16 protein-coding genes and 1 riboswitch are annotated in these 21,449 nt (G+C 59.5%); of the genes, 9 read left to right on the top strand and 7 right to left on the bottom strand.

What is annotated here, in order from left to right:
* The first annotated feature begins 20 nt into the window (after positions 1–20).
* The 6 genes from FJV77_RS30590 (at position 21) to FJV77_RS30565 (ending at position 9,314) form a co-directional block, all read left to right on the top strand.
* Positions 21–1,280, top strand: a complete 1,260-nt coding sequence (locus FJV77_RS30590; RefSeq protein WP_063169423.1) for a DNA repair exonuclease — start codon at positions 21–23, stop codon at positions 1,278–1,280.
* The gene (locus tag FJV77_RS30585; RefSeq protein WP_063169422.1) at positions 1,277–4,750 is read left to right on the top strand and encodes an AAA family ATPase; all 3,474 of its coding nucleotides are present in this window, start codon (positions 1,277–1,279) and stop codon (positions 4,748–4,750) included. Before FJV77_RS30590 ends, FJV77_RS30585 begins: the two co-directional genes overlap by 4 nt.
* Positions 4,751–5,073: 323 nt before the next feature.
* Complete coding sequence (locus tag FJV77_RS30580; protein ID WP_063169421.1) at positions 5,074–6,240, top strand: ABC-three component system protein; 1,167 nt, start codon at positions 5,074–5,076, stop codon at positions 6,238–6,240.
* Positions 6,237–6,749 carry a three component ABC system middle component gene (locus tag FJV77_RS30575; protein WP_063169420.1) on the top strand — a complete coding sequence of 171 codons (513 nt, stop codon included), beginning with the start codon at positions 6,237–6,239 and terminating at the stop codon, positions 6,747–6,749. Before FJV77_RS30580 ends, FJV77_RS30575 begins: the two co-directional genes overlap by 4 nt.
* The gene (locus FJV77_RS30570) at positions 6,750–8,723 is read left to right on the top strand and encodes a DUF3732 domain-containing protein (protein ID WP_063169419.1); all 1,974 of its coding nucleotides are present in this window, start codon (positions 6,750–6,752) and stop codon (positions 8,721–8,723) included.
* A gap of 24 nt (positions 8,724–8,747) precedes the next feature.
* On the top strand, positions 8,748–9,314 hold the full coding sequence (locus tag FJV77_RS30565) for a hypothetical protein (RefSeq protein WP_063169418.1): 567 nt from the start codon (positions 8,748–8,750) through the stop codon (positions 9,312–9,314).
* Positions 9,315–10,219: 905 nt separating this feature from the next.
* Here the strand turns inward: FJV77_RS30565 and FJV77_RS30560 are convergent.
* The 7 genes from FJV77_RS30560 to FJV77_RS30525 form a co-directional block, all read right to left on the bottom strand.
* Positions 10,220–11,035, bottom strand: a complete 816-nt coding sequence (locus tag FJV77_RS30560; protein ID WP_063169417.1) for a hydroxymethylpyrimidine/phosphomethylpyrimidine kinase — start codon at positions 11,033–11,035, stop codon at positions 10,220–10,222.
* Complete coding sequence (locus FJV77_RS30555) at positions 11,026–11,631, bottom strand: thiamine phosphate synthase (RefSeq protein WP_063169416.1); 606 nt, start codon at positions 11,629–11,631, stop codon at positions 11,026–11,028. Before FJV77_RS30555 ends, FJV77_RS30560 begins: the two co-directional genes overlap by 10 nt.
* The gene (locus tag FJV77_RS30550; protein ID WP_024504259.1) at positions 11,628–12,401 is read right to left on the bottom strand and encodes a thiazole synthase; all 774 of its coding nucleotides are present in this window, start codon (positions 12,399–12,401) and stop codon (positions 11,628–11,630) included. Before FJV77_RS30550 ends, FJV77_RS30555 begins: the two co-directional genes overlap by 4 nt.
* A 1-nt stretch (position 12,402) precedes the next feature.
* On the bottom strand, positions 12,403–12,600 hold the full coding sequence (gene thiS / locus FJV77_RS30545; protein WP_024504260.1) for a sulfur carrier protein ThiS: 198 nt from the start codon (positions 12,598–12,600) through the stop codon (positions 12,403–12,405).
* Positions 12,569–13,570, bottom strand: a complete 1,002-nt coding sequence (thiO, locus tag FJV77_RS30540) for a glycine oxidase ThiO (RefSeq protein ID WP_063169415.1) — start codon at positions 13,568–13,570, stop codon at positions 12,569–12,571. The genes thiS and thiO overlap by 32 nt, the downstream gene beginning before the upstream one ends.
* Complete coding sequence (thiC, locus tag FJV77_RS30535) at positions 13,567–15,402, bottom strand: phosphomethylpyrimidine synthase ThiC (RefSeq protein WP_063169414.1); 1,836 nt, start codon at positions 15,400–15,402, stop codon at positions 13,567–13,569. Before thiC ends, thiO begins: the two co-directional genes overlap by 4 nt.
* Positions 15,403–15,505: 103 nt before the next feature.
* Positions 15,506–15,622: riboswitch (TPP riboswitch) on the bottom strand.
* Positions 15,623–15,939: 317 nt separating this feature from the next.
* A complete protein-coding gene (locus tag FJV77_RS30525) occupies positions 15,940–16,203 on the bottom strand; it encodes a hypothetical protein (protein ID WP_082826710.1) in 264 nt (87 codons plus the stop codon).
* Between the two features lie 491 nt (positions 16,204–16,694).
* Here FJV77_RS30525 and FJV77_RS30520 point away from each other — a divergent pair, with 491 nt between their 5' ends.
* Genes FJV77_RS30520 through FJV77_RS30510 form a run of 3 tightly spaced genes read left to right on the top strand, consistent with a single transcriptional unit; the run spans position 16,695 to position 21,153 of the window.
* Positions 16,695–18,032 (top strand): metallophosphoesterase, encoded by a 1,338-nt coding sequence (locus FJV77_RS30520; RefSeq protein WP_063169413.1) that lies wholly within the window; start codon positions 16,695–16,697, stop codon positions 18,030–18,032.
* 2 nt (positions 18,033–18,034) lie between these two features.
* Positions 18,035–20,101 (top strand): hypothetical protein, encoded by a 2,067-nt coding sequence (locus FJV77_RS30515; protein ID WP_063169412.1) that lies wholly within the window; start codon positions 18,035–18,037, stop codon positions 20,099–20,101.
* A complete protein-coding gene (locus FJV77_RS30510) occupies positions 20,098–21,153 on the top strand; it encodes a hypothetical protein (RefSeq protein ID WP_063169411.1) in 1,056 nt (351 codons plus the stop codon). The genes FJV77_RS30515 and FJV77_RS30510 overlap by 4 nt, the downstream gene beginning before the upstream one ends.
* Positions 21,154–21,449: the final 296 nt, after the last annotated feature.

Here is a 21,449-nt window from a genome sequence, read left to right as displayed (position 1 = left end):
CTTTTGCTGGCGGAGGCCGAATGGCATTTCGATTCGTACACACGGCCGATATTCATCTCGACTCGCCGCTTCGTTCGCTGGCGATGCGAAATCCCGATCTTGCCGGGCTGGTGGGCGACGCCAGCCGCCAGGCATTCGTTTCGATAGTGGATCTCTGCCTTGAGGAACGTGTGGCCGCGTTGGTCATTGCTGGCGACCTATACGATGGCGACCAGACTTCAATGAAGACAGCGCGGTTCTTGGGCGCGCAGATGACACGCCTGCACCAGGCCGGCATCATGGTTTTCAAGATCCGCGGTAATCATGACGCCCTGTCGCGGATTTCCAAACAGCTGGTATTTCCCGACACCGTTACCATCTTTGGTGGTCGTGCTCAGTCGGTATTGCAGACAGCCGGCGGTCTGGACGTCGTATTCCATGGTTTGAGCTTTGCGAACCCTAAGGCGCCGGACAGCCTGTTAACCAAATATCCGGCGGCTCGTGAAGGGGCCGTCAACATAGGCATCATGCATACCAGTCTGGCTGGATCGCCAGGTCACGACGTTTACGCGCCCTGCAGCATCGCTGACTTGCACGCCCACGGTTTCGACTATTGGGCCCTCGGCCACATCCATGCTCGCCAAGTCCATCCTGGCGCCAGTGCCGTGGTGATGCCGGGAATACCGCAGGGGAGGGATATCAACGAGGCCGGTGAGAAATCAGTCACCCTGGTGACGGTGCGCCACGACCGTTCGGTGGAGATCGAGGAACGGCTGACCAGCGTTGCGCAGTTCGAACGGGTGAGCGTCGACCTTACCGGAGCGGTGGAGTGGCCCGAGGCCGTCGCGCGTGTTCGCTTCGCACTCGAAGAGATGCGGGCAACCGTCCGATCGCGTCATGCTGTGGCTCGCATTGGCCTGACAGGAACGTCACCACTGATGTGGGCGCTGATCCGCGACAGGGACCTCCTTCTTGCCGAAGCCGAACAGGCTGCGGAACAGCTAGGCCATACGTGGGTGGAGAAGCTCGAGCTTGACCTCGCGCCGCCTCGGACGGAGACCGCCGAGGATATTGCTGATCCGATTTTCGAACTCGAGCAATCAATGCGTGCCGATGCCACCTCGGAGGCCTTCCGCGCTGAGGCGAGGGCGTTCGTCCAAAAGATGGTCGCCGACCTTCCGGCCGACGGGCGGGATTTTGCTGGGACGGACGAAGCCGGGCTGGAACAGTTCCTCGATCAGGTGCTTTCCAAGGGCGCGGACTTGGTGACTGCCCGCCTTAAGGCCGGTGGATCGTCATGAGGTTGCGGCGCCTTGACCTCATTCGTTATGGAAAGTTCACCGATCGTTCGATCGACTTCGGACCCAAACCGGAATCCGGACCTGATCTGCATATCGTGTTTGGCCTGAATGAGGCCGGCAAATCGACTGCGCTTTCGGCCTATCTAGACTTGCTGTTCGGCATCGAGGAACGGAGCCGCTACAACTTCCTGCACGAGTACAGTGCCATGCGCATCGGCGGGGTGCTGGAACTGGCCGGCTCCGAACACACGTTCACGCGTACGAAACAGCGCAGTAATTCGCTATTGAATGCGACGGGCCAACCGGTAAGCGAGGTGGCGATCACGGCGCATCTCGCCGGTCTGTCGCGCGACGCCTACACGACGATGTTCTCACTCGATGACGAGACGTTGGAAGCCGGCGGAAAATCTATCCTGGAGTCGCGGGGCGACCTCGGCAAGCTTCTGTTCACGGCCAGCGCCGGTCTTGGGAACGCAAGTGATACGTTGAACGCCCTCGAGGCCGAAGCAGACGCTCTGTATCGGAAGCAGGCGCATGGAACCGAACTGGCGCTGTTGAAGAAGCGCCTTGTTGACGTAAAGTCGCGCAGGGATGCGATCGACACCCTTGCATCAACCTACGAGGGCCTGGAGGCCGAACGTCTCGATGCAGCGCAGCAGTACGGCCGAACCATCAGCGATCGGGCGGTGCTGGTGGCCAGGCTGGATACCTTTGCTCGTTACGTGCGTGCTGCGCCGATGCTGGCGGATATCCGGCGCAAGATTGCCCGGCTGGATCAGCTGCCGGACATCGCCTCCCCAGCCCGGACATCGACGGGAAGTGTCACCGAACTGATCGATGACGATGCCAGCCTCAGAACGCGGCTGTCCGCAAACATCGACGAGACCGAGCGCCTGGCGGAAAAAGTCACTGCGGTCGACGAGGACGAACCGATCCTGTCGATTTCCGAACGCATTCGCGGGCTGGCGGAGAGCAAGGTGCGCCATACCGCGGCTGGCTTTGACTTGCCCACTCGCAGGATGGAGCTGCAAATCCTCAACAACAGCGTGGCGAGCTGCCTTGCCGCCTTGGGCCGATCTTCCGAGGCGGATCCTGGCGCGCTGCTTCTGCCTGCCGTCACCGTTGGCGTCGTTCGCGCCATGGTCGAGCAGAGGTCCGGGATTGCTACCGGGATGCGTGCCGCTCGCGACGAAGCCGCGGCGGCACTCGATGCGCTGCAGGTGGCAAGGCAGCGGGTCGGCGAGGAAAGGGCGGTGCCCGAACCTGCCAGGGCAAGGCTGGGCTCGGCTTTGTCGAAAGCGCGAGCAAGCGGACACCAGGCAGAGATTAGGACGGCTCGCGAGGCGGAAGATGCGGGAACAATCCGATGGAAGGCGGCGCTCGCGCGCTTGCGTCCATGGAACGGAGATGCCCTCGCTCTCGCCAACGTCGCGGTTCCGAGCGCCGGGCAGATTGCCGCCTGGAAGACGGTAGCGTCAGAACTGGCAAGGAACACCGCCGTACTTGCCGAACGCCTTGCTGAATACGAGGGCAACCATGCCATGCTCGCCGCACGATTGGATGCCCTTCGTGCCTCGGGCGACATTGTCGACGATGAAGCGGCTACCGCCATCCGCCGAGTTCGCGATGATGCGTGGGCAACGCACCGCGCAGCGCTGACCGGTGACACCGCTGACGACTTCGCCGTGGCATTGGCGCGCGATGACATTGCCAGCGCAGGCCGGCTGGCCGGCGCGGCGGATCTGGCTGAGATCCGGGCAACTACGCGCGAGCTGGCCGAGGCCGCGGCCAACCTGTCACGCAACGGCATCCAACGCACACAGCTCGGCAAGGATGTGGATACCCAATTGTTGGAAATCCGCGCGGCCGCCAGGGACCTGCTCGGAGACGCCGTGGAACCTTCGTCTGAGCGCCTGATCGAAAGGATCGAGGATCAGATCGAGGCGCGCAGCGATGCGCTCGCTGCCTGGGAGCAGATCGAACTTGCTCGCTTGAAGGCCGAGCGAGCCGCTGACGCCGGCGAGCAGATACGCTTGGAAATGAGAGCAGTGCTGGGAAGCGTCGGCATTGTATCAGAGTCCAACGACACCCTCGAAGCAATCATGGCCATCGCGGAGCCGTTTCTGGATCGGCAGCGCAAGGTGGACGCCGAGTATGCCGAGGCGCTCAGAATGGTGAGCTCCAAAGAAGAGGATCTAGCGGCACGACGGGTTGCAGTAGGTGTGGCGGAGCGTCGCGAGGAGGAATGGCTGGCCGGCATTACCGAAGCACTCAAGGGAACTTGGCTCGAAAGCGGGCTCTCCGCATCCGGCGTCGGCACTGTGCTCGATCAATTGGCCGAACTTTCAAGAAGCCTGCAGGAACGGGACGACCTGCAGCTGCGTATCGACAAGATGGAGGCCGACAGGGCCAATTTTCTGGTCGAGGTCATCGCCGTTGCGGTTGAAGCCGACGAGCCGACGAAGGATACCGACCCGGAGCAGTTGGCCATCCGCCTTGCCGAGCGCCTAGAGCGTGCCGAGCGGACACGTGAAACGAAGGCAAGCCTCGGCAACGACCTGAAGCGCCTCAAGGAGGCGCGCGACATCCTCGACACTGAGATTTTGGCACACGAACGCCGCAAGAACGAGGTGCTGGGCGTCTTTGGTGTCGCCACTCTGCCCGAGGTAGTCGAACGCGATGAGCTGTTGCGTGAGCGCGATGGCTTGCGCACCACCGTCGCCGAACTTGAGGAACGGATAGTGGCGGAGCTCGCGGTCGACGGATTCGAGCAGGCCCGCTCGATCCTGGACGCGATCGATTTCGACGGCCTCGCGGTCGAGAAGGCTGAGGGTGAGCAGCGGCTTCGCCTGTTCGATGAAACCATCCAGCAACAGCTGATCCGGCAGACGCGCGCGGCCGACAAGCTGGACGCCATCGGCGGTGATAGTGCGGTTGCACGCCTGGATGCTGAACGGCGCACAACCCTGCTGGAAATCGAGGAGAAGGCCGTTCGCTACATAGAGCTGAAGCTTGGCATCATGTCGGCTGGCAATGCTTTGCGGATCTACCGTGAGAGCCATCGCTCCGGCATGATGGCGCGCGCATCAGACGCGTTCAAGCTAATGACGCGTGGCCAGTATTCGGGGCTGACAACCCAGCCTGTAAGAGGTGGTGAGGTTCTCATTGCTGTGCAGGGTGACGGGCAATCCAAGGTCACCGAAGCGCTTTCAAAGGGTGCACGATTTCAGCTGTACCTTGCCCTAAGACTCGCCGGTTATTACGAGTTCGCGCAATTTCGGCCCTCGGTCCCATTCGTCGCCGACGACATCATGGAGACGTTCGACCATATTCGCTCGGAGGAGGTTTTCAGGCTGTTCGGAGCGATGGCAAACACAGGTCAGGTCATCTACCTGACGCACCATAAGCATCTATGTGAAATAGCTGAGGCTGTCGTACCGGGAACGAGGATCCATCAACTCGCACAGTAATTTTCTCCGGAATACGTGAACGAACCAGTGAAGGACGCCGAATTTGACGGCAAGTATGCGCCCAAAGTCAGACGTTCCGGCAAACTTCGCGTTCGTCCAAAAGCGGACATATCGCCCGAGCCATAGACGGCCCCGATGTGCCCATAATGGACGTCCTGCAAATTCATTGTCCTGCCGAATCTGGACTTCGAGAGCTGGCCCTAAACAGCAATTGTATCGCGCCTAGCCGTCCTATCGCCGGGGCGCCAATTGTAAACAACGGCGAACTATACCAATATCGTTACTGGCTTCTTCCGGTGCGACTCGGGAGAACGGGATGGGCAATGAACGCGAAGACGCAAACGGGAAAACACAGCGCCGCTGGCCAATACCTCGGCTATGCGCTTCAACCTGTACGCCTTTGCTTTCACCTGCTCAACGCGCCTAGCGGCGCCTTGGTCTCTCTTGAACATTTAGACGATGTGGCGGTTCACCTGGTCGGCGGCGAAGTCGTTCTTGAGCAAAGCAAGAGCGCACTGAAGCAAAATCCGATATCCGACTGGGCTGCGGACCTGTGGAAGTCTCTGGCCAACTGGCTCAGCTTCATGGCGGCGGGAGAGATCGACCCGGCGACCAGCCATTTCCGGCTATATGTCACACCGGTGAAGGCGGGTGCCTTCGCGATCGCGCTGAACGACGCGAAAACAGATGCCGACGTGGAGGCGCTGGTCGCTAACCTCGCCAAAGCCCACAGCAAGCTGAAAGCTGCACCGGCATGCGACGCCGACGTCCAAGCTTTCCTGAACGCTGATGCGGCTCATTGCGCCGCCTTGGTCAAGAATCTCGCCGTTATCAGCGTCGATGCAGATCCCGTCGATCCGATACGCGCGATCTTCAAGCCGACGGTCTCTCCGCTCATCATCGACCTAGTGTGCGAACGCGCGATCGGCGCTGCGAAGGAGGCGGCGGACAGGCTGATTAGAGCTGGCAAGCCCGCCATCTTGGACGTGGACGCGTTTCAGGCCGAGCAAAGAGCATTTGTTCAGAAGAACAACCTTCCAGGGCTGCTGTCGTCTTTCACCAAGCAACCGCCTGTCGAGGCCATCGAACAATTGATCGCCGACCGTCCCGCCTTCGTCCGCCAACTCGAGCTGATCGAGGTGGGAGACGAAGCGTGCGTCCGGGCTGTTAGCGATTACCTTAGGACGCTCGCCGACATCTCGATCTGGGGCGAAAGCGGGCTAATCTTTGAGAAGAACCTAAGTGACTGGGACGATGATCTTGTCGGTCGCTATGAGCACGTCAGTGCAGAGGTGCACGACATACAGGCCGGACACCCCGCAACGGTTCGTGGTAGAATAGTTTACAGGCGCTGCGCGCAGTTGCAGCCTCCACTCGATGGTCGAGTCGTCCCCGGTCATTTCGTCCACGGATCATTCAACGCCCTTGCCCACGGCCTGCGCCTCGGCTGGCATCCCGACTACCAGACTCTTTTGGAGCCAGCGACTTGATTGAGGCTGGCCGATCGCACCTACCGCTCAGCGACCTCGCCCTTGTCCAGAATCCAGGACTTGGGGCTTTCGCATTGTGGCAATTTGGCCAAGGTTTCCAGGCTGAGGACGAACGTCCAGCGCCGTTCGCCTTGGCGTTTCTCGTGCTGCCAATCGTCCTGCATCGCGCAACGCTCGAAATCGTGACTTCGACAAACCGACCCTCTGGACTGGCGCTCTTCGCGGCCAAGCTCGGGAAGGAACGGGAACAACTCCTCGCCGTCCACGAGCGAGCGCTGCTGCTGCGTACTCTGACATTGCAATCGGCCGCTGTCGGTGTGAGCGGGCGGCTGCTGTCCGTGGATTACAAGGATGCTACTTTAAGAGCAAACGTACCAGAACCGAAACCGAGGAGGCTCGTCCTTCCAGAGCGCGTCAAGCACCTCGGACCTGCCTCGGAGAAATTGGGTTTCTGGTTTTCGAACCTGGGGACCGCGCAGGTGGCCAACCTGTTACGGGTGGAGTTCTAGATGTATTTCCAGCTTCGAAAACTGATCCTTTGGCCCCGCAATGGTGCAGCGCCGCGGGTCGTCAAGTTCGAGCCCGGTGTCGTCAACGTCATCAGCGGCGCGTCGAAGACCGGGAAGTCCGCCGTTATCCCTATTGTTGATTACTGTCTGGGCTCGGAGAAATGCGCGATTCCGGTGGGCGTAATCCGCGAGAACTGCAGCTGGTTCGGCATTCTGATCGAGACGCTGGAGGGCGAAAAGCTCTTGGCGCGACGCGAACCGGGGGACCAACAGAGCACAGGCGACATGGTGCTGCTGGAGGGCGCACAGGTCGAAATTCCGGAGACGATCACCGACAAGACCACCAATGTCGACACGGTCAAGCGCGCGATGAACCGCCTGGCAGGACTGACTGACCTCGACTTCGAACCAGGTACAGAGAATGGATTCAAGCAAAGGCCAAGCTTCCGCGACCTCATGGCCTTCACGTTCCAACCTCAGAACGTGATCGCCAATCCCGACGTGATGTTTTTCAAGGCCGATACGACGGAACACCGGGAGAAGCTAAAGACCATCTTCCCGTACGTTCTGGGCGCGGTCACGGCAAAGATTCTCCAGGCGCGGTTTGAGATCGATCGGCTCCAGCGCAACCTCCGCCGGAAGGAGGCTGAGCTACGCGCGATCGTGTCGGCAACTGGCGCTTGGCGGGCGGAGGCGGAGGCGTGGCTGCGTCAGGCAGTCGAACTTGGCCTAGTCGATTCCTCCACTGAAGTGCCGAAGGACTGGAGTGACGTTGTTGACCTGCTTCGGCGCGTGTCGAACAGCAACTCAAGTCTTGCTCGACCAAGCCTGGCCGGCATCGATGTGGTGCTGACGCGTCTGGAAACCCTTCGTGCGTCGGAAACTGAAATCGCCGCGCGACTTACCGAGCATCGTCAGCGCCTGAACGAACTGCGCCGTCTGGTGGAGAGCAGCGAGGCGTACGGCGACGCCATGCGCATCCAACGTGACCGCTTGGACCTTTCCACGTGGCTGAGGGACTTGGCCGACGAGTTCGCCGATCCGTTGGTCGCACTCGGGGACGGCGGCCGCGAGAAGGTCTTGGCCCTTTGCGACAACCTCGGCGGTCTGGAGATCCGACTGCGGACCCACCCTGCGATGTCTAACACGCTTGACAAGGAAATCCTGCGCCAGCGCGGCGCCGCTGAAGCGGTCCTATCTGAGTTGAACGATGTCCGTAGCGAGATAGCGGTGCTGGAACGGGACTCTGACGTCGCCCGAGACGAGGCCAATCGCTTCGATAGGCTTGAGCGCTTCCTCGGTCGATTGGAGCAGGCGTTGCACGTCTACGACCGCGCCGACCAGTCGTCGGATTTGCGGCAGGAACTCACCTCGCTGCAGGCCGATATTGCAACGCTGCAAAAGACGATCTCCGAGGCCGACATCCAGCGCAAGCTATTCAACGCGTTGCACCAAGTCTCCCATCATGCCAATCGGCTGATTCCGCAGCTTGACGCGGAGTGGCCCGAGGCCCCGATTAGGCTGTTGATTGAAGACCTGACCGTCAAGGTGACTAGGGGAACGCGTGAGGACTACCTGTGGGAGATTGGCAGCGGCGCCAATTGGCTCGCGTATCACGTCGCACTAATGCTTGCGCTGCAGCACTACTTCCTGGCCGAACCTCATCACCCAGTCCCTGGTCAGCTGATCTTCGACCAACCTAGCCAAGTCTATTTTCCTAAGCGGGCGGCGGGCGACGAGGGCCCCGACCTCATCGCGTGGAGGGATCAGGACGTGGTCGCCGTCAGGAAGGTCTTTGCGCTCCTAGGCGCTGAGGTCATGGCCGCGAAAGGTCGCCTCCAGATCATCGTGCTGGATCATGCAGATGAGGACGTCTGGGGCAAGCTTCCCGGAGTCAAGTTGATTGAGGAATGGCGTGGACAGGCCCTCGTGCCTCAGGCTTGGATTGCCGCCGCATCTTCCAACGGTGGATAATAATCTGCTGCCAGAGGAGAAGGCATGGCGAACGTGGACGAGATCAACCGTCTGACGGCCCTTGGCTTGAACGTCATCACAGCCATGGATGTCGCGGAAGGAAAACTAGACGAAGCCTTCGAGGTCGCCCGCGCTCAGGAGAAACGCAAGGTCGACATCTGGTGCAAAGGAAGAAAGAACATTCCGGTTGCACTGACTGCGATATGGGACTGCGATCCTGCAAACTTCTATCTCGCGTTCGACGGCGATGATCCCAGCGACCACGCTTCGACGGATTTCATTCTTATCGACGCTGATGTCACTGACGTTGGCGGCAGGCTTACCTACGCCGCCAGCAGGGACAAGGGTCCTTGGCATCAACGTTACAAGAGCAAGAGCTGTGGGATCGCCTACCGATGGCTGCATGGCCGCGGTGTCACACCGCCTTTGCTCGGCGAGTACCAAGGCCAAGTTCACATCGTAGGAGGCATGCACCGCTTCCATCTTGCCAAGCACTATGGGACGACGCGCATGCCATTCCTCGTCCGGAGGGCCGAACTAGCCGCAGTAATGGCGTTGATCCCCTCGGCGACCGACACCGCCAACTCGTAATGGCGGGGACTGCAGAAAAGAAGCGAATGAGTTGCGAACTTACCGGGATCACTCCCCGAAAGCTGACCGACGGCTTCCGGCCCCGTTGCGGCCATTCTTACTCCCGCACTTTGGCTTTTCCAGCGCTAAACCGGCCTTGGGCGATGAATGGAAACGGTCAGATGTTCCCGGTCTGTGCTCGAAAAGTCGCATAAAAGGGCAGACTGGTGTGACGTCCGGAATTATTGGGCCTTTCACGGGTTTACCGGTCCCGAATTATCGGTTGCTGGCGGGCGGGCTATGCGATTGAAAACAGGAGAGTTTTCTGGCTAAGGGTGGGGTTTCAGACTGAGTTTACCAATGCCCTTAATGACGATTAATTCTGGATTGGCATCAGGTGATTGGGTTTGCGCAGAATATAGCCGCCCTTATTGGTAAACCCGCTCACGGTCGACAACGGATTGGTCAACCTAGGACGACAGGATTGGTAAACCGGAGCCGCCCTATCGACGAAGGTCTAGCTTGGCGCATTCACTGTCGCCGGTAGGCAGATATTCGGGCGACAATCGGGACCAGCGTGCGACGCCGCCAAGCGTGAGACACGTCGGCTACGCCGCAAATCGACACGGTTTGACCGGGCGCAATACCGCACCGATCTTCTAATCTCGGCTTAATTCCGGAGAGAGGCAGATAATTCCGGACGCCACACTGATTGGTAACCTAAGGCCACCCACCACGCGGATTGGTAGCCCACAGGAATAGGTTTGGTAACCCTTATCGAGTGAGGGCCGCTCGTACCTTTCGGCGGGTTCGTTTCAGTTCTAAGCCCGGCTTAATTCTGGACAACGACAGATAATTCTGGACGGCACAGTGGAACTCAACGCGTTGTAAGGATGGCATAGAGAAGCAGTAGCCCTCCAGTCTCGCTACTGGAAAAATTCTGGAAAATGGGTCTGCTTGGCTGGACGCAGAACGTTGTGATTATTCAGCCGGCATTTCTGAAGCTTCTCGAACACAAACAGCTTGCCTTCGCGCACGCTATCTTCGAGCGACTTCGCCTTCGCCAGATGCGCCGCAATCGCGCTGGCCAGCATGCAACCTGTTCCGCGCATCGATATAGCAAGGCGCGGCGTGTCGAAGTGGATGGGTTCATGATCGGAGCGTAACAGAATATCGGCCGATCGGGGACCCGACGCGTGCCCACCCTTGATCAGCAGGGCCTGAGGGCCGACGGCCTGCAGTCTTTGTCCTTGTTGGAGCGCACCGTCCTCATCCGAAGCCGGTTCGGAACCAGTAAGGAGCGCCAGTTCAGGAAGGTTGGGCGTGACAATGCAGCAAAGCGGCATCAAATCGCGCTTCATGGCAGCGATAGCGCCTGCTTCCAGAAGTGCGCGGCCTGAGGTGGAGGCCAGCACAGGGTCGAGTACTGCCGGCACTTGCGGAAATTTGCGCAGCACTGCGGCAACGGCAACAATGATCTTGGCAGTCGCCAGCATGCCGATCTTGATTGTGGCTACGTCGTTGGCCTGTAGCGCGGCACACATCTGATTGGCCACCATGCTGGGTGGCGAATGATGGATTTCGATCACGGCGTCGTGCGTTTGCACCGTTAGCGCTGTGACGGCGAGACAGGTGCGCACGCCAACGGCAGAGATCGTCTCGATGTCGCGTGCTATTCCAGCACCCCCGCTGGAATCTGATCCGCCAACGACAAGCACATGCGGTTCTCGTCTCATCGCCATCGGTCCGTCTTTTCGATCCATTCTCGCGTGCGCGCTTCGGGGTCGAAGCTCAACGTGATGTCCGTGACCACTGCGGCGCTGTTGGCGCCGGCCTCAAAGACGCCGTCGAGGCGGTCGGGGTTGAGGCCGCCGATGGCGACCAATGGGATCGGCGCCACCCGCCGCTTCCACTCGCTGATCCGCTCTAGCCCTTGCGGTGCCCACTTCATTTTCTTCAAAGTGGTGGGATAGATCGGACCGAGCGCGACATAGTCGGGCTCGGCAAACATGGCCGTTTCCAGCTCGACATGATCATGCGTGCTCAATCCGAGCCTGACGCCCGCTGCCCGTATCCTCGAGAGGTCGGCCGTTTGCAAATCCTCCTGGCCCAGATGCACGAAATCGCAGCCTTCCTCGATTGCCAGGCGCCAATAATCATTGATGATGAGCTGGCTTTTGTGTTGGACACACCAGGCCTTCGACTTGCGGATCTCCGCGCGCAGCCCGGTTTCATCCATGGTTTTGATGCGAAGCTGAATCAGCTTGACGCCGAGCGGCGCCAACCTTTCGATCCAGGCGGCGCTGTCGACGATCAGGTAGAAGGGATCGAGCTTCATGAAAAAACGGCCCTGCCGACCATCGGTGTCGATGGCACGGCGACGTCGCGCGGTTCGAGCATTCCCGAACTGAACGCCTCACGACCGGCGTCGACCGCCTTACCGAAAGCACGCGCCATGCCGACCGGATCTGCCGCCTTGGCGACCGCTGTGTTCAGGAGCACGGCGTCAAAGCCGAGTTCCATGACGGTGGCCGCGTGCGACGGCCGTCCGAGCCCCGCATCCACAATCAGCGGGACGCCAGGGAAATATCCGCGCATCGAGCGCAGCGCCGTCATGTTGACCGGTCCCAAGGCGGAACCGATCGGTGCGCACCACGGCATCAGGACCTTGCAGCCCGCTTCCAGCAGCCGCTCGGCGACAACGAGATCGTCGGTGGTATAGGGGAATACCGCAAAGCCGTCCTCGCACAGGATGCGGGCGGCTTCAACCAGACCGAACACATCCGGCTGTAGCGTGTCGTGATTGCCGATCACTTCGAGCTTGATCCAGTTGGTGCCGAAGACCTCGCGCGCCATTTTCGCGGTGGTGACGGCTTCCTTGACGGAGAGGCAGCCGGCGGTATTGGGCAGGGTTCTGGCGCCCAGCGAGCGGATCAACGACCAGAATTGTTCGCCGGCCCTACCGCCCGCCATCTCACGCCGCAACGAGACGGTCACCACCGACGTGCCCGATGCCTTGACTGCATCGGCAAGGATGGCCGGCGAAGGATACTGAGCCGTGCCGAGAAGCAGGCGCGACGAAAGCTCGGTTCCATAAAGCTCCAACATGCTAGCCGCCCTGCATGGGCGAGAGGATTTCGATCCGGTCGCCGTCGCTCAACTGGAACTCCGCGCGGTTGGCTTTGTGCACGAGGTCGCTGTTGACGGCGGTGGCGAGCCAATCGCCCTCATAGTCGAGCGCGGCAAGCAACTCGGCCAGCGTGGTGGCGGCAATCTCACGCGCCTCGCCGTTGACCATCAGTTTCATGAGCATGCTCCTTGGTTCTGTCTTGACTGAAAACCAGGTCGGCAGCCTGGCGCGCCATGGCGGGGGCGAGGAGAAAACCGTGACGATAAAGACCGTTGATCGCGATGATCTCACCGTCTGTTTCGACGCGTGGCAAATTGTCGGGAAATGCCGGACGGACACCCACACCGGTTTCAACGATCTCGGCCTCACCAAAGGCCGGATGGAGGGCATGGGCGGCGCCCAGCAGCTCCATCATGGAACGCGCCGTCACCGGTCCGGCGCTCTGGCTTTCAATCATCGTCGCTCCGATCATGAAACGGTGATCGGTGCGCGGCACGGCATAAAGCGGAAAGCGTGGATGAAGCAAACGGACCGGCCGCGACAGCGAGACATCAGGCGTGCGAAGGATCAGCATTTCGCCGCGAACACCGCGCAGCCTGTCATCGGCCGCTGCCATTCCCATGCAGTCTATCTGACGGGCGAATCCCGAAACAGGCCGGGCGTCGCAGCCGAAGTGGAATTTGACACCCATGGTCGCAAGCTTGTCATGAAGTGCCGCCATCGCCGGGCGTGGGTCGAGGTGAGCCTCGTCGGGGAAGAGCAATCCACGCCGGAAGCGGCCGGCGAGGTCGGGTTCCAGGAGCGCAATTTCGTTTTCATCGACGCGCCGATGCCCTGACGTGCGACTGGCGAACCGGTCAAGCTCACCGGCATCACGCGGCGCGGCCACGACCAATGTCCCGGCCCGTGTCACCTGACCCGACAGCACCGCATCCCACCAGTCGGCAGCATCGCGTCCGAGATCCAGCACCGGCTGCTCCGCGCTTTCGCGCTCGCACCATGGCGCCAGCATGCCGCCGGCGAACCACGACGCGTTGCCACCAAGGCCATGCCGCATCTCGGCGACGGTGACCGTCGCGCCGCGGGCGGCGAGTTCGAAAGCGACGGTGAGGCCGGCAACGCCGGCCCCTTTGACGAGCACCCTCATGATGGTTTGGGAGCCTCTGGCACGACCGGTACGCCAGTCTCGTCCGCCTGCATGTAGAGATCGCCGCCCTCCCGGTATTTTGCCGCCATTGCCGCCATGCCTTCCTTCTGGGCCTCGGCACGGATGTCGTGGGAAATGCGCATGGAGCAGAATTTCGGCCCGCACATCGAACAAAAATGTGCCAGCTTGTGCGCCTCCTTGGGCAAGGTCTGGTCGTGGAAGGACCGTGCGGTTTCGGGGTCGAGCGACAGGTTGAACTGGTCCTCCCAGCGGAACTCGAAGCGCGCGCGCGAAAGGGCATCATCCCTGGTTTTCGCTGCCGGATGGCCCTTCGCCAGATCGGCTGCATGGGCGGCTATCTTGTAGGTGATCACGCCAATCTTGACGTCGTTGCGGTCGGGAAGGCCGAGATGCTCTTTCGGCGTGACGTAGCAAAGCATTGCGGTGCCGAACCAGCCTATCATGGCGGCACCTATCCCTGAGGTGATGTGGTCATAGCCCGGCGCGATGTCGGTCGTCAGCGGCCCCAACGTGTAGAACGGCGCCTCACCGCACACTGCGAGCTGCTTGTCCATGTTCTGCTTGATCTTGTGCATGGGGACATGGCCCGGGCCTTCGATCATCACCTGGCAGTCCTTTGCCCAGGCAATCTTGGTGAGTTCTCCAAGTGTTTCCAGTTCGGCGAATTGCGCCGCGTCGTTCGCATCGGCGATTGAACCGGGACGAAGGCCGTCGCCGAGCGAGAAGGAGACGTCATAGGCTCTGGCGATGTCGCAGATCTCCTCGAAATGCTCGTAGAGGAAGCTCTCCCGGTGATGGTGCAGGCACCATTTGGCCATGATCGAGCCGCCGCGCGAGACGATGCCCGTGACCCGGTCGACGGTCAGCGGGATGTAGTGCAGCCGCACGCCGGCGTGGATGGTGAAATAGTCGACGCCTTGCTCGGCCTGCTCGATCAGCGTGTCGCGGTAGACCTCCCAGTTCAGATCCTCGGCGATGCCGTTGACCTTTTCCAGCGCCTGATAGAGCGGCACCGTACCGATCGGCACCGGCGCATTGCGCACGATCCAGTCGCGGATGTTGTGGATGTTGCGGCCGGTCGACAGGTCCATCACCGTGTCCGCGCCCCAGCGGATAGCCCAGACCATTTTTTCGACCTCTTCGGCCATCGACGATGTGACAGCCGAGTTACCGATGTTGGCGTTGATCTTGACCAGAAAATTGCGACCGATGATCATCGGCTCGCTCTCGGGATGATTGATGTTGGCGGGAATGATTGCGCGCCCGCGCGCCACCTCGTCGCGCACGAATTCGGGTGTGACGAAATCTGGGATCGCCGCGCCGAAGGCTTCGCCGTCGCGTTGCAGCTTGCCGCGCATCACCTCGCGGCCGAGATTCTCGCGGATGGCTACGAACTCCATTTCTGGCGTGATGATGCCGGCGCGCGCATAGGCAAGTTGGGTCACCGCCTTGCCCTGCTTGGCCTTGAGCGGCCGATTGCGTATCGGAAATTCCGGTGTCAGGCGCTCGCCGGTGGCGAATCCATTGTCTTCCGGCCGGACGTGGCGGCCGTCATAGGCTTCGACATCGCCACGCGCCGTGACCCATTCGTGGCGAAGCCGGGCAAGGCCTTTTTCGATGCTGGTTTCGACTGATGGATCGGTGTAGGGGCCGGACGGATCGTAGACGGTGACGGGCGGTTCGCCGGCCGTCGGATGGACGGAAATCTCGCGCATCGGCACCCTGATCTGCGGGTAGAGGACGCCGGGCTTGTGGATTTTCCGCGAGGCGGGCAGTGGTCCCGTCGATACGGCGGGGGTGAGGGCATTCATCGTGAGGCTCCTTTGCTCATGCATTGGAGACCCAGTTCTGTGCCGGAAGGATGAAAAGACGCTTCTGTAGACCTGCTGCAACAGGACCTCGGGCGTAAACTCCCGCAAAGCGCTTGCACCGTCCCTACGCCAGTATGAACTGGATCAGGTTCAACGGGTCACTGCGCCGCGAAAGCCAGCAGTATCTCAGCCCCTTGCCGGGACTCCCCTGGTGAATGCCTTAGGTTGAACGGGCTGACGCTATCTTGTCAAGCGCATTCGGGCGCCTTCGGCCGGTGGCGACGACCGGCGGCCAGCCGGGCGGAGAGCTCGCGCATGCATCGGGGACAAGTCACGCCCCGTAGACCGGGGCTGAATGGCCAAAGCCTCATTCGCTTCGTGAAGGATGGAGAAACTGTATTGGCCATGTGCGCGTATCGACCAAGTAGCTCAGGCGGTCACGGATGTGGTTATTCTGGTCGAAGGTGACGAACGGCCTTGGGGGTCACCTCCTTTAGGATTCAGAGGTTGGAAGACGGCTTCTCGCGATCACGGCCATCAGGAAATACCTGTCTTCGGCTCAACCTCGACATGGCGTCCGATCGACCGCAGATATACAGCTATCTCGTTCATGAGATGATCGCGTTCGCCGTAGATTTCAGCAATCCTACGCAGCTGTGGCTCGACGGCCCTCCGTTGCGCTGGCGTGAAATCAGCATCGCCAAAGACGTATCCCAAGTTGCCAATCGCGCAAATTTTGCAGCCGGCGTCCACAACTGCTTGTACGAATGCCGGAATGTCTTTTTCTTGCATGGTCTTCATGTCGAACCTCTCGTGAATGGCGTGCTTGCGCCCCAATCTGCCTTTTCAGCGTGTCCTCTGGGCGGCGCAAGCCCTGAGCGTGACTGTGCACGGGCAACCTCGACTATCCCATCTGCCACGCTCTTTAGAATCGGTGGGGTCTGGTGATCGCAGGCTGGGCCACTCAAAAGCCTGCAAGAAGAAAGTCATGGCGACCATTGCTCAAGATCGCAAGGGTGCGTGCAAGACCTTCCGTTGGCAGTCATGCACGCTCGCTCAGAGATAGTCCGGCCGCGGAAATTCTCCCTTATTCGTAAGAAAGCTCATTGAGCAACTGGGCATTGAGCAACTGGGTCTCACGTCACGGGTCTCGTGTGCTTCACAGCCGAAAAATAGCCGCCGTGGCAATTCTCGAAAAGTGCAGGCTACCTCGTTAAGGACACTGCGGATGATCGTTCGCGCTTGGCAAAAGCGAACGGATTAGTCTATGGCTCTCGGCAGGGGGGCGAGTTATGCGGCGGGTGCGAATCCTTCAAGTAGGCGATATTCACTATCCGGACTGGCATCCTTCCTCTAGCAACATCGATGCCAAGGATAGCAAGTTCGCTCCGAAAATAACGCAGAAGCTACGCGCGTCTTCGCTGCGTGCCGTCTTGACGAAACTTCGGCGGCTGACGACTTCGAAGCCCTTGGATTCGATCGCCTTCATGGGGGATTTCACGAGCCGTGGCGACAAGACCTTCATTGCTTCGGCATTCCAGCATTTCACGTTGCTCTGCCGCGCACAGGGACGCAGTTCAAAGGCGCTTCCGTTGATATTCGTACCGGGAAATCACGATGTGAACCGTGATGACGCGCGCGAACTTGGACCGACTGAGAAATTCAGCGAAATGGCGAGTTTAGCCGCCCGCTTGGGTTGGCAGACCGTTCCCGTGGACCAACCCGTGCACTTCAGACTTCCGACAGGATCCGCAGGCGCAAACTTCATCCTCGTCAACACAGCGATAGGCAGTTGGGAGCTTCAAAACCTTCCCGCGTTCCTTCGTGATCGTCTCGAGGCACTCAGTCCTTCTACAGAGCCTCTAGATCTCGGCTCGCCGGACATCTCGGGACATTCGCCCGCGACACCTCCCAGCGATCCAGACAAGGAGGCGTCCGACGACGAGTATTACGGTCAGATGGACACGCCATACATCTCGCGTGAGATGCTTGCAGGCCTACAGGAATTGCTCCAGCAGCCCGACATGCGTTACGGCATCATAATCGGCCATCACAATCTGCTGCCACAAAAGACTCCGCGCATTACGCCATACGCGGAGATGCTCAACAGCGGATTTGTCAGAACTCAGCTGCTGCAGGGCAACAAGCCTATCGTCTACCTGCATGGACACATACATGCTGATCCGGTCGAGATCGTCAACGATCCAAGGTTTCCGGACGGCAAATTGATCTGCATCTCAGCACCAGAGATACAGTCAGGTTTCAATGAGCTCGTCTTCTTCACGACCGATCAGGGAGAGCTCGTCGGCATCCGACTTATACCCTACCGCACCAATGTCGCCGACGGGACGGTCATGGAAGGCGAACATTGCTTTATTTCGACCATGTCCAACGGCAAGGCCTTTCTGAACAACGACACGTTTGACCTGCTGCGCCGACTGCGCGACCATGCCACCAGGCGCGGGAATGGGTTACTCTTCTGGGACGAGATCACTGAGATTGCTGCCTCCGCCGAGCTCGGGCTAGATCTGGAAGACTCTCTTCTGATGCTCCAAGCGGCGCGCTTCATCGAGATAGACGGCCTCACCAAGGCAAACTCGGCTTGGCGCATTAAGGTAAGGGACGAATAGCGATGGAGAATCCGTTCGGCCCCAACAGGATCGAGTACGAAAGCCGCCCGATACTGTGGTTCAGTCAGAAGTCGGCGTTGATTTCTGCCGCCGCCAAGCCGGTCTTCGTCGCAGGGACGAGAGGCAGCGGCAAGACCAGCATTCTTCGCTCGCTTTCCACAGTCCATATTCTTGAAGACAAAAGTCTCTCGGACCAAGTCGGCAAGCTCGCTTGGTATGGCGTCTTCTTCCAGCTCAATGAGACATTCTCGCCCCTAATCGACAACGCCGTTCTGAACCTCATTCCGGAGCGGATACGCTTCGACACGGCCGCCGTGATCCCGCGGCAATTCGTAATCTTCTCTCACTATCTGGAGCTGAAGATAGTCGAACGCCTGCTCGAGAGCATCGGCCAGCTCAGACGCGACGGCCACTTGAAATACCGGGCCTCCGAAGATAGGGACGTCGCCCTGGCACTGCATCGCGAAGTGCTGCACTTCATACCCCAACCTGCCCGTCTCGACTTCTTCAGCATCGATGAGCTGCGGGGTGGGATAACCCGGTACGTCGACGAATGCTTCAACGCGTTCTTCTTTGCCGCCGATGCCGGAGCGACCGGCTTCAGAGCAACAGACCCTGGCGCGATCATTAACAAGGTCGCGACCGCGATCACTCCACTTTTAAATGGCCCATCTTTCGCCGGTGACAGGGCGCCCTTCTTCAAGATACTGATTGACGACTGTGAAGCACTGACACCGCTCCAACAGCAGTTCCTGAACACCTTGGTGAGAAAGACGCGCGGCAACGTGAAATGGGTCCTCGCCTACATCGGCGGCCTCTACGACACGATCCGGACGATCATACCCGGCCAGTCGCTCTCGAATGCTGACCGGGACGTCGAGAATCTTGATTCAGTCGATCCGAGGGAGTTCGCCACGCTGTGCGAGAACGTGTCGTCGCTTCGGCTGTACTATGCGCTTCCTGACCATCTGCGGAGTGATCTCGAGCGCAACGATGCGCTCAGCGCGTTTTCGCTCAAAAACCGGCTGGGGCGGCTTTCCGTCAATGACATCATCGAGCGGGTTATCATATCGGGTCATTCCGAGGGCAGAGAAGAGCTTGTGGCACTTGCTGATGCAGCACGTGAATTCCTCTCCGTGAATTTGAGGACGGCGGATCAGCAGCAATTCCTTCTTGATCGAAAAGCGCGCCCTTATGCCGAAGGGCTGGCGCTCGCGCTCATGAACCCGGAAATTAAGCGCCGGCCCATGAGCAAGGCGGATGCTTCAAATCTGAAGAGGTCGATCGCCCGGAAACAGGGATGGGCTTTTCTGAAAGCGTGCCAGATGCTGCGTCTGCATGACTACCCGTACGTAGGGCACCAGATCATCACATCATTGAGCGACGTCTGTATACGCGATTTCCTTGATATAATGGGAGAGATCTTCCGCCGCAGTGTTCCGAGTTCCAGTGATCCACGAAAACTGGTGGAATTCATCAACTCGGATTTACAGATTCATCTCGAACAGCAGAGACAGGCTGTGAACGCCGCCTCTCAACGGAAGCTTGATGGACTTCAGGCGCTTTCACATCCGTACGAAGAAGAGAGCGTGCGCATGGTGCGGGCGTTGGGTTACCTGACCGCTCGCCTCCAGACAGAGTTTGCCGAAGAAAATGCTCTAGGAACGACAGAGAGAGGCATTTTCAGGGTTGATCTAAAGGAAATGCGCTCGCTGGTGAACCGACTGGAGCAACCCAGCGGAAAACTGGACGAGGTCCTGCGTCGGGCGGAAAGGGATGGGTTTATCCGGGAGGTCTCCGCCGCCGGCAACTTTGAGGTGGACCGCGCCGACCCCGCATCGAAGGAGATGATGATCAGATTGCATCGGCGATTTGCACCTTACTTCGGGTTCTCCTATCGCGGCCCGTACGAAATCAACACAATCCCTGCGGCGCGGATGGTCGACCTGCTTTTTACCAGGCATCGGCTCCCAGAAGACTGGGCCGACTCGGTGTTTAAGGAGCTCGTCGCGCGGCCCGCACTCAAGACCGAATTCCAGCACTCGCTTTTCGAGAGCGATCTCGAATGACCGCTTCAACTGTCGAGTATCGAGTCTTCGGCCATCTGGCCGTCACCGAGAAGGCGAGAGATGCAGGTACCTGCGAAACGATGGAGGCAGATATCGCGATCGTCGCGCTTGGATGGGAAACGCGTTTCGCCGCGTTCGAAAACCATCTTGACCTGAAGGTCGGCAAGATCGTGGTTCTGGACTTTGCTCTGAAGGAAGCGAACGTCCCAGCCGTCGAAGAAAACCGGCGAAAGCTCATCGCTATGGGTACCCGATGGGGCGTCGAAGTGACTGTGATCACCCTCGAGCCTTCCATCGAGTATCAGAAGAACATCAATCTCCTCGATCACCTGCTCACTCAGATGGCCGCTTCATGTGGCTCATACGAAGGAAGCCTGCGGAAGGTTTTCGTCGAGTGCTCGACGATGCCGCGAATCTACATCCAATGGCTGATTGCGGTGGCATTCAAGAAAATGTCGATTCAGTCTCTCGAATTCGGGTACGCCGAAGGTATCTACGGGAACGCGATCGGCAAAGAGGATTTTTCCAGCGGCTTGGACCGATACGTCACCGTCCCTCATCTTCAAGGCAGCGGAGGAATGGGCGAAGAGAAAGTCCTGCTCGTGGGGATCGGAGGAGATGCCGACGTATTCTACGGATTGATCGATATCGTCAGTCCGGAACGGATCTCGCTCCTCGTCCCAAGAAGCGACAAGAATGCGCATATCGATGCTTTGCTCGATCAACAGGTGGCCAAGGTACGTGAAACCCACCGGCTCGAAGATGGCGAAGTTCGCGACATCCAGGCTTTCGGGCTGATGGCCCACCTCGATGCTTTCGAGACGTATCTCGACGGGTTCGGCTCGCGTGCGGTGGTGAACGTTTTTGTCAGCGGCCCGAAGGTTCAGGCCATCGCTGCTGCCGTGCTCGCCTGCTCCGACAGCCGCGTCCATCTCAAGGCAAGAATTCCCACCTCCTATGCCCATCGTGAAGTCTCAGCGAATGGGCGGTATCATATCTATAGGCTGATTGACCTGACATCCCCTGCCTGCAGCCTTCCCGGGACGTTCTGACACTATCTTGCATTCGAGTAGCATCATGGTCCCAGTAGCCGTTCCGCCAAGCCTTCAGCGCATGTTCGTGTCGCCCGATCCGGTCGATGGGGGGCTAATTCCCACTTGGAAGCTGCTCTACATCAGATCAGGGGGGAATGCAGACTGGCAGAATTCCGTCTAATTAGCGACTAGCTAAAACATATACTCAGGCGAGACTGTTCAGCATAGAAATAGTGAGTCGGCCGTGAACTATCCGCAAGCCATTGATCTGGCCTGTTGATTGAGGCGGATAGCGGCTTTGGAATTGCAGGATT

This window comes from Mesorhizobium sp. WSM4306 (genome assembly GCF_007003975.1).
Taxonomy (GTDB): domain Bacteria; phylum Pseudomonadota; class Alphaproteobacteria; order Rhizobiales; family Rhizobiaceae; genus Mesorhizobium.
Note: the sequence above shows the minus strand (reverse complement) of the source record. Positions and strands in the feature narration are given on the sequence as shown.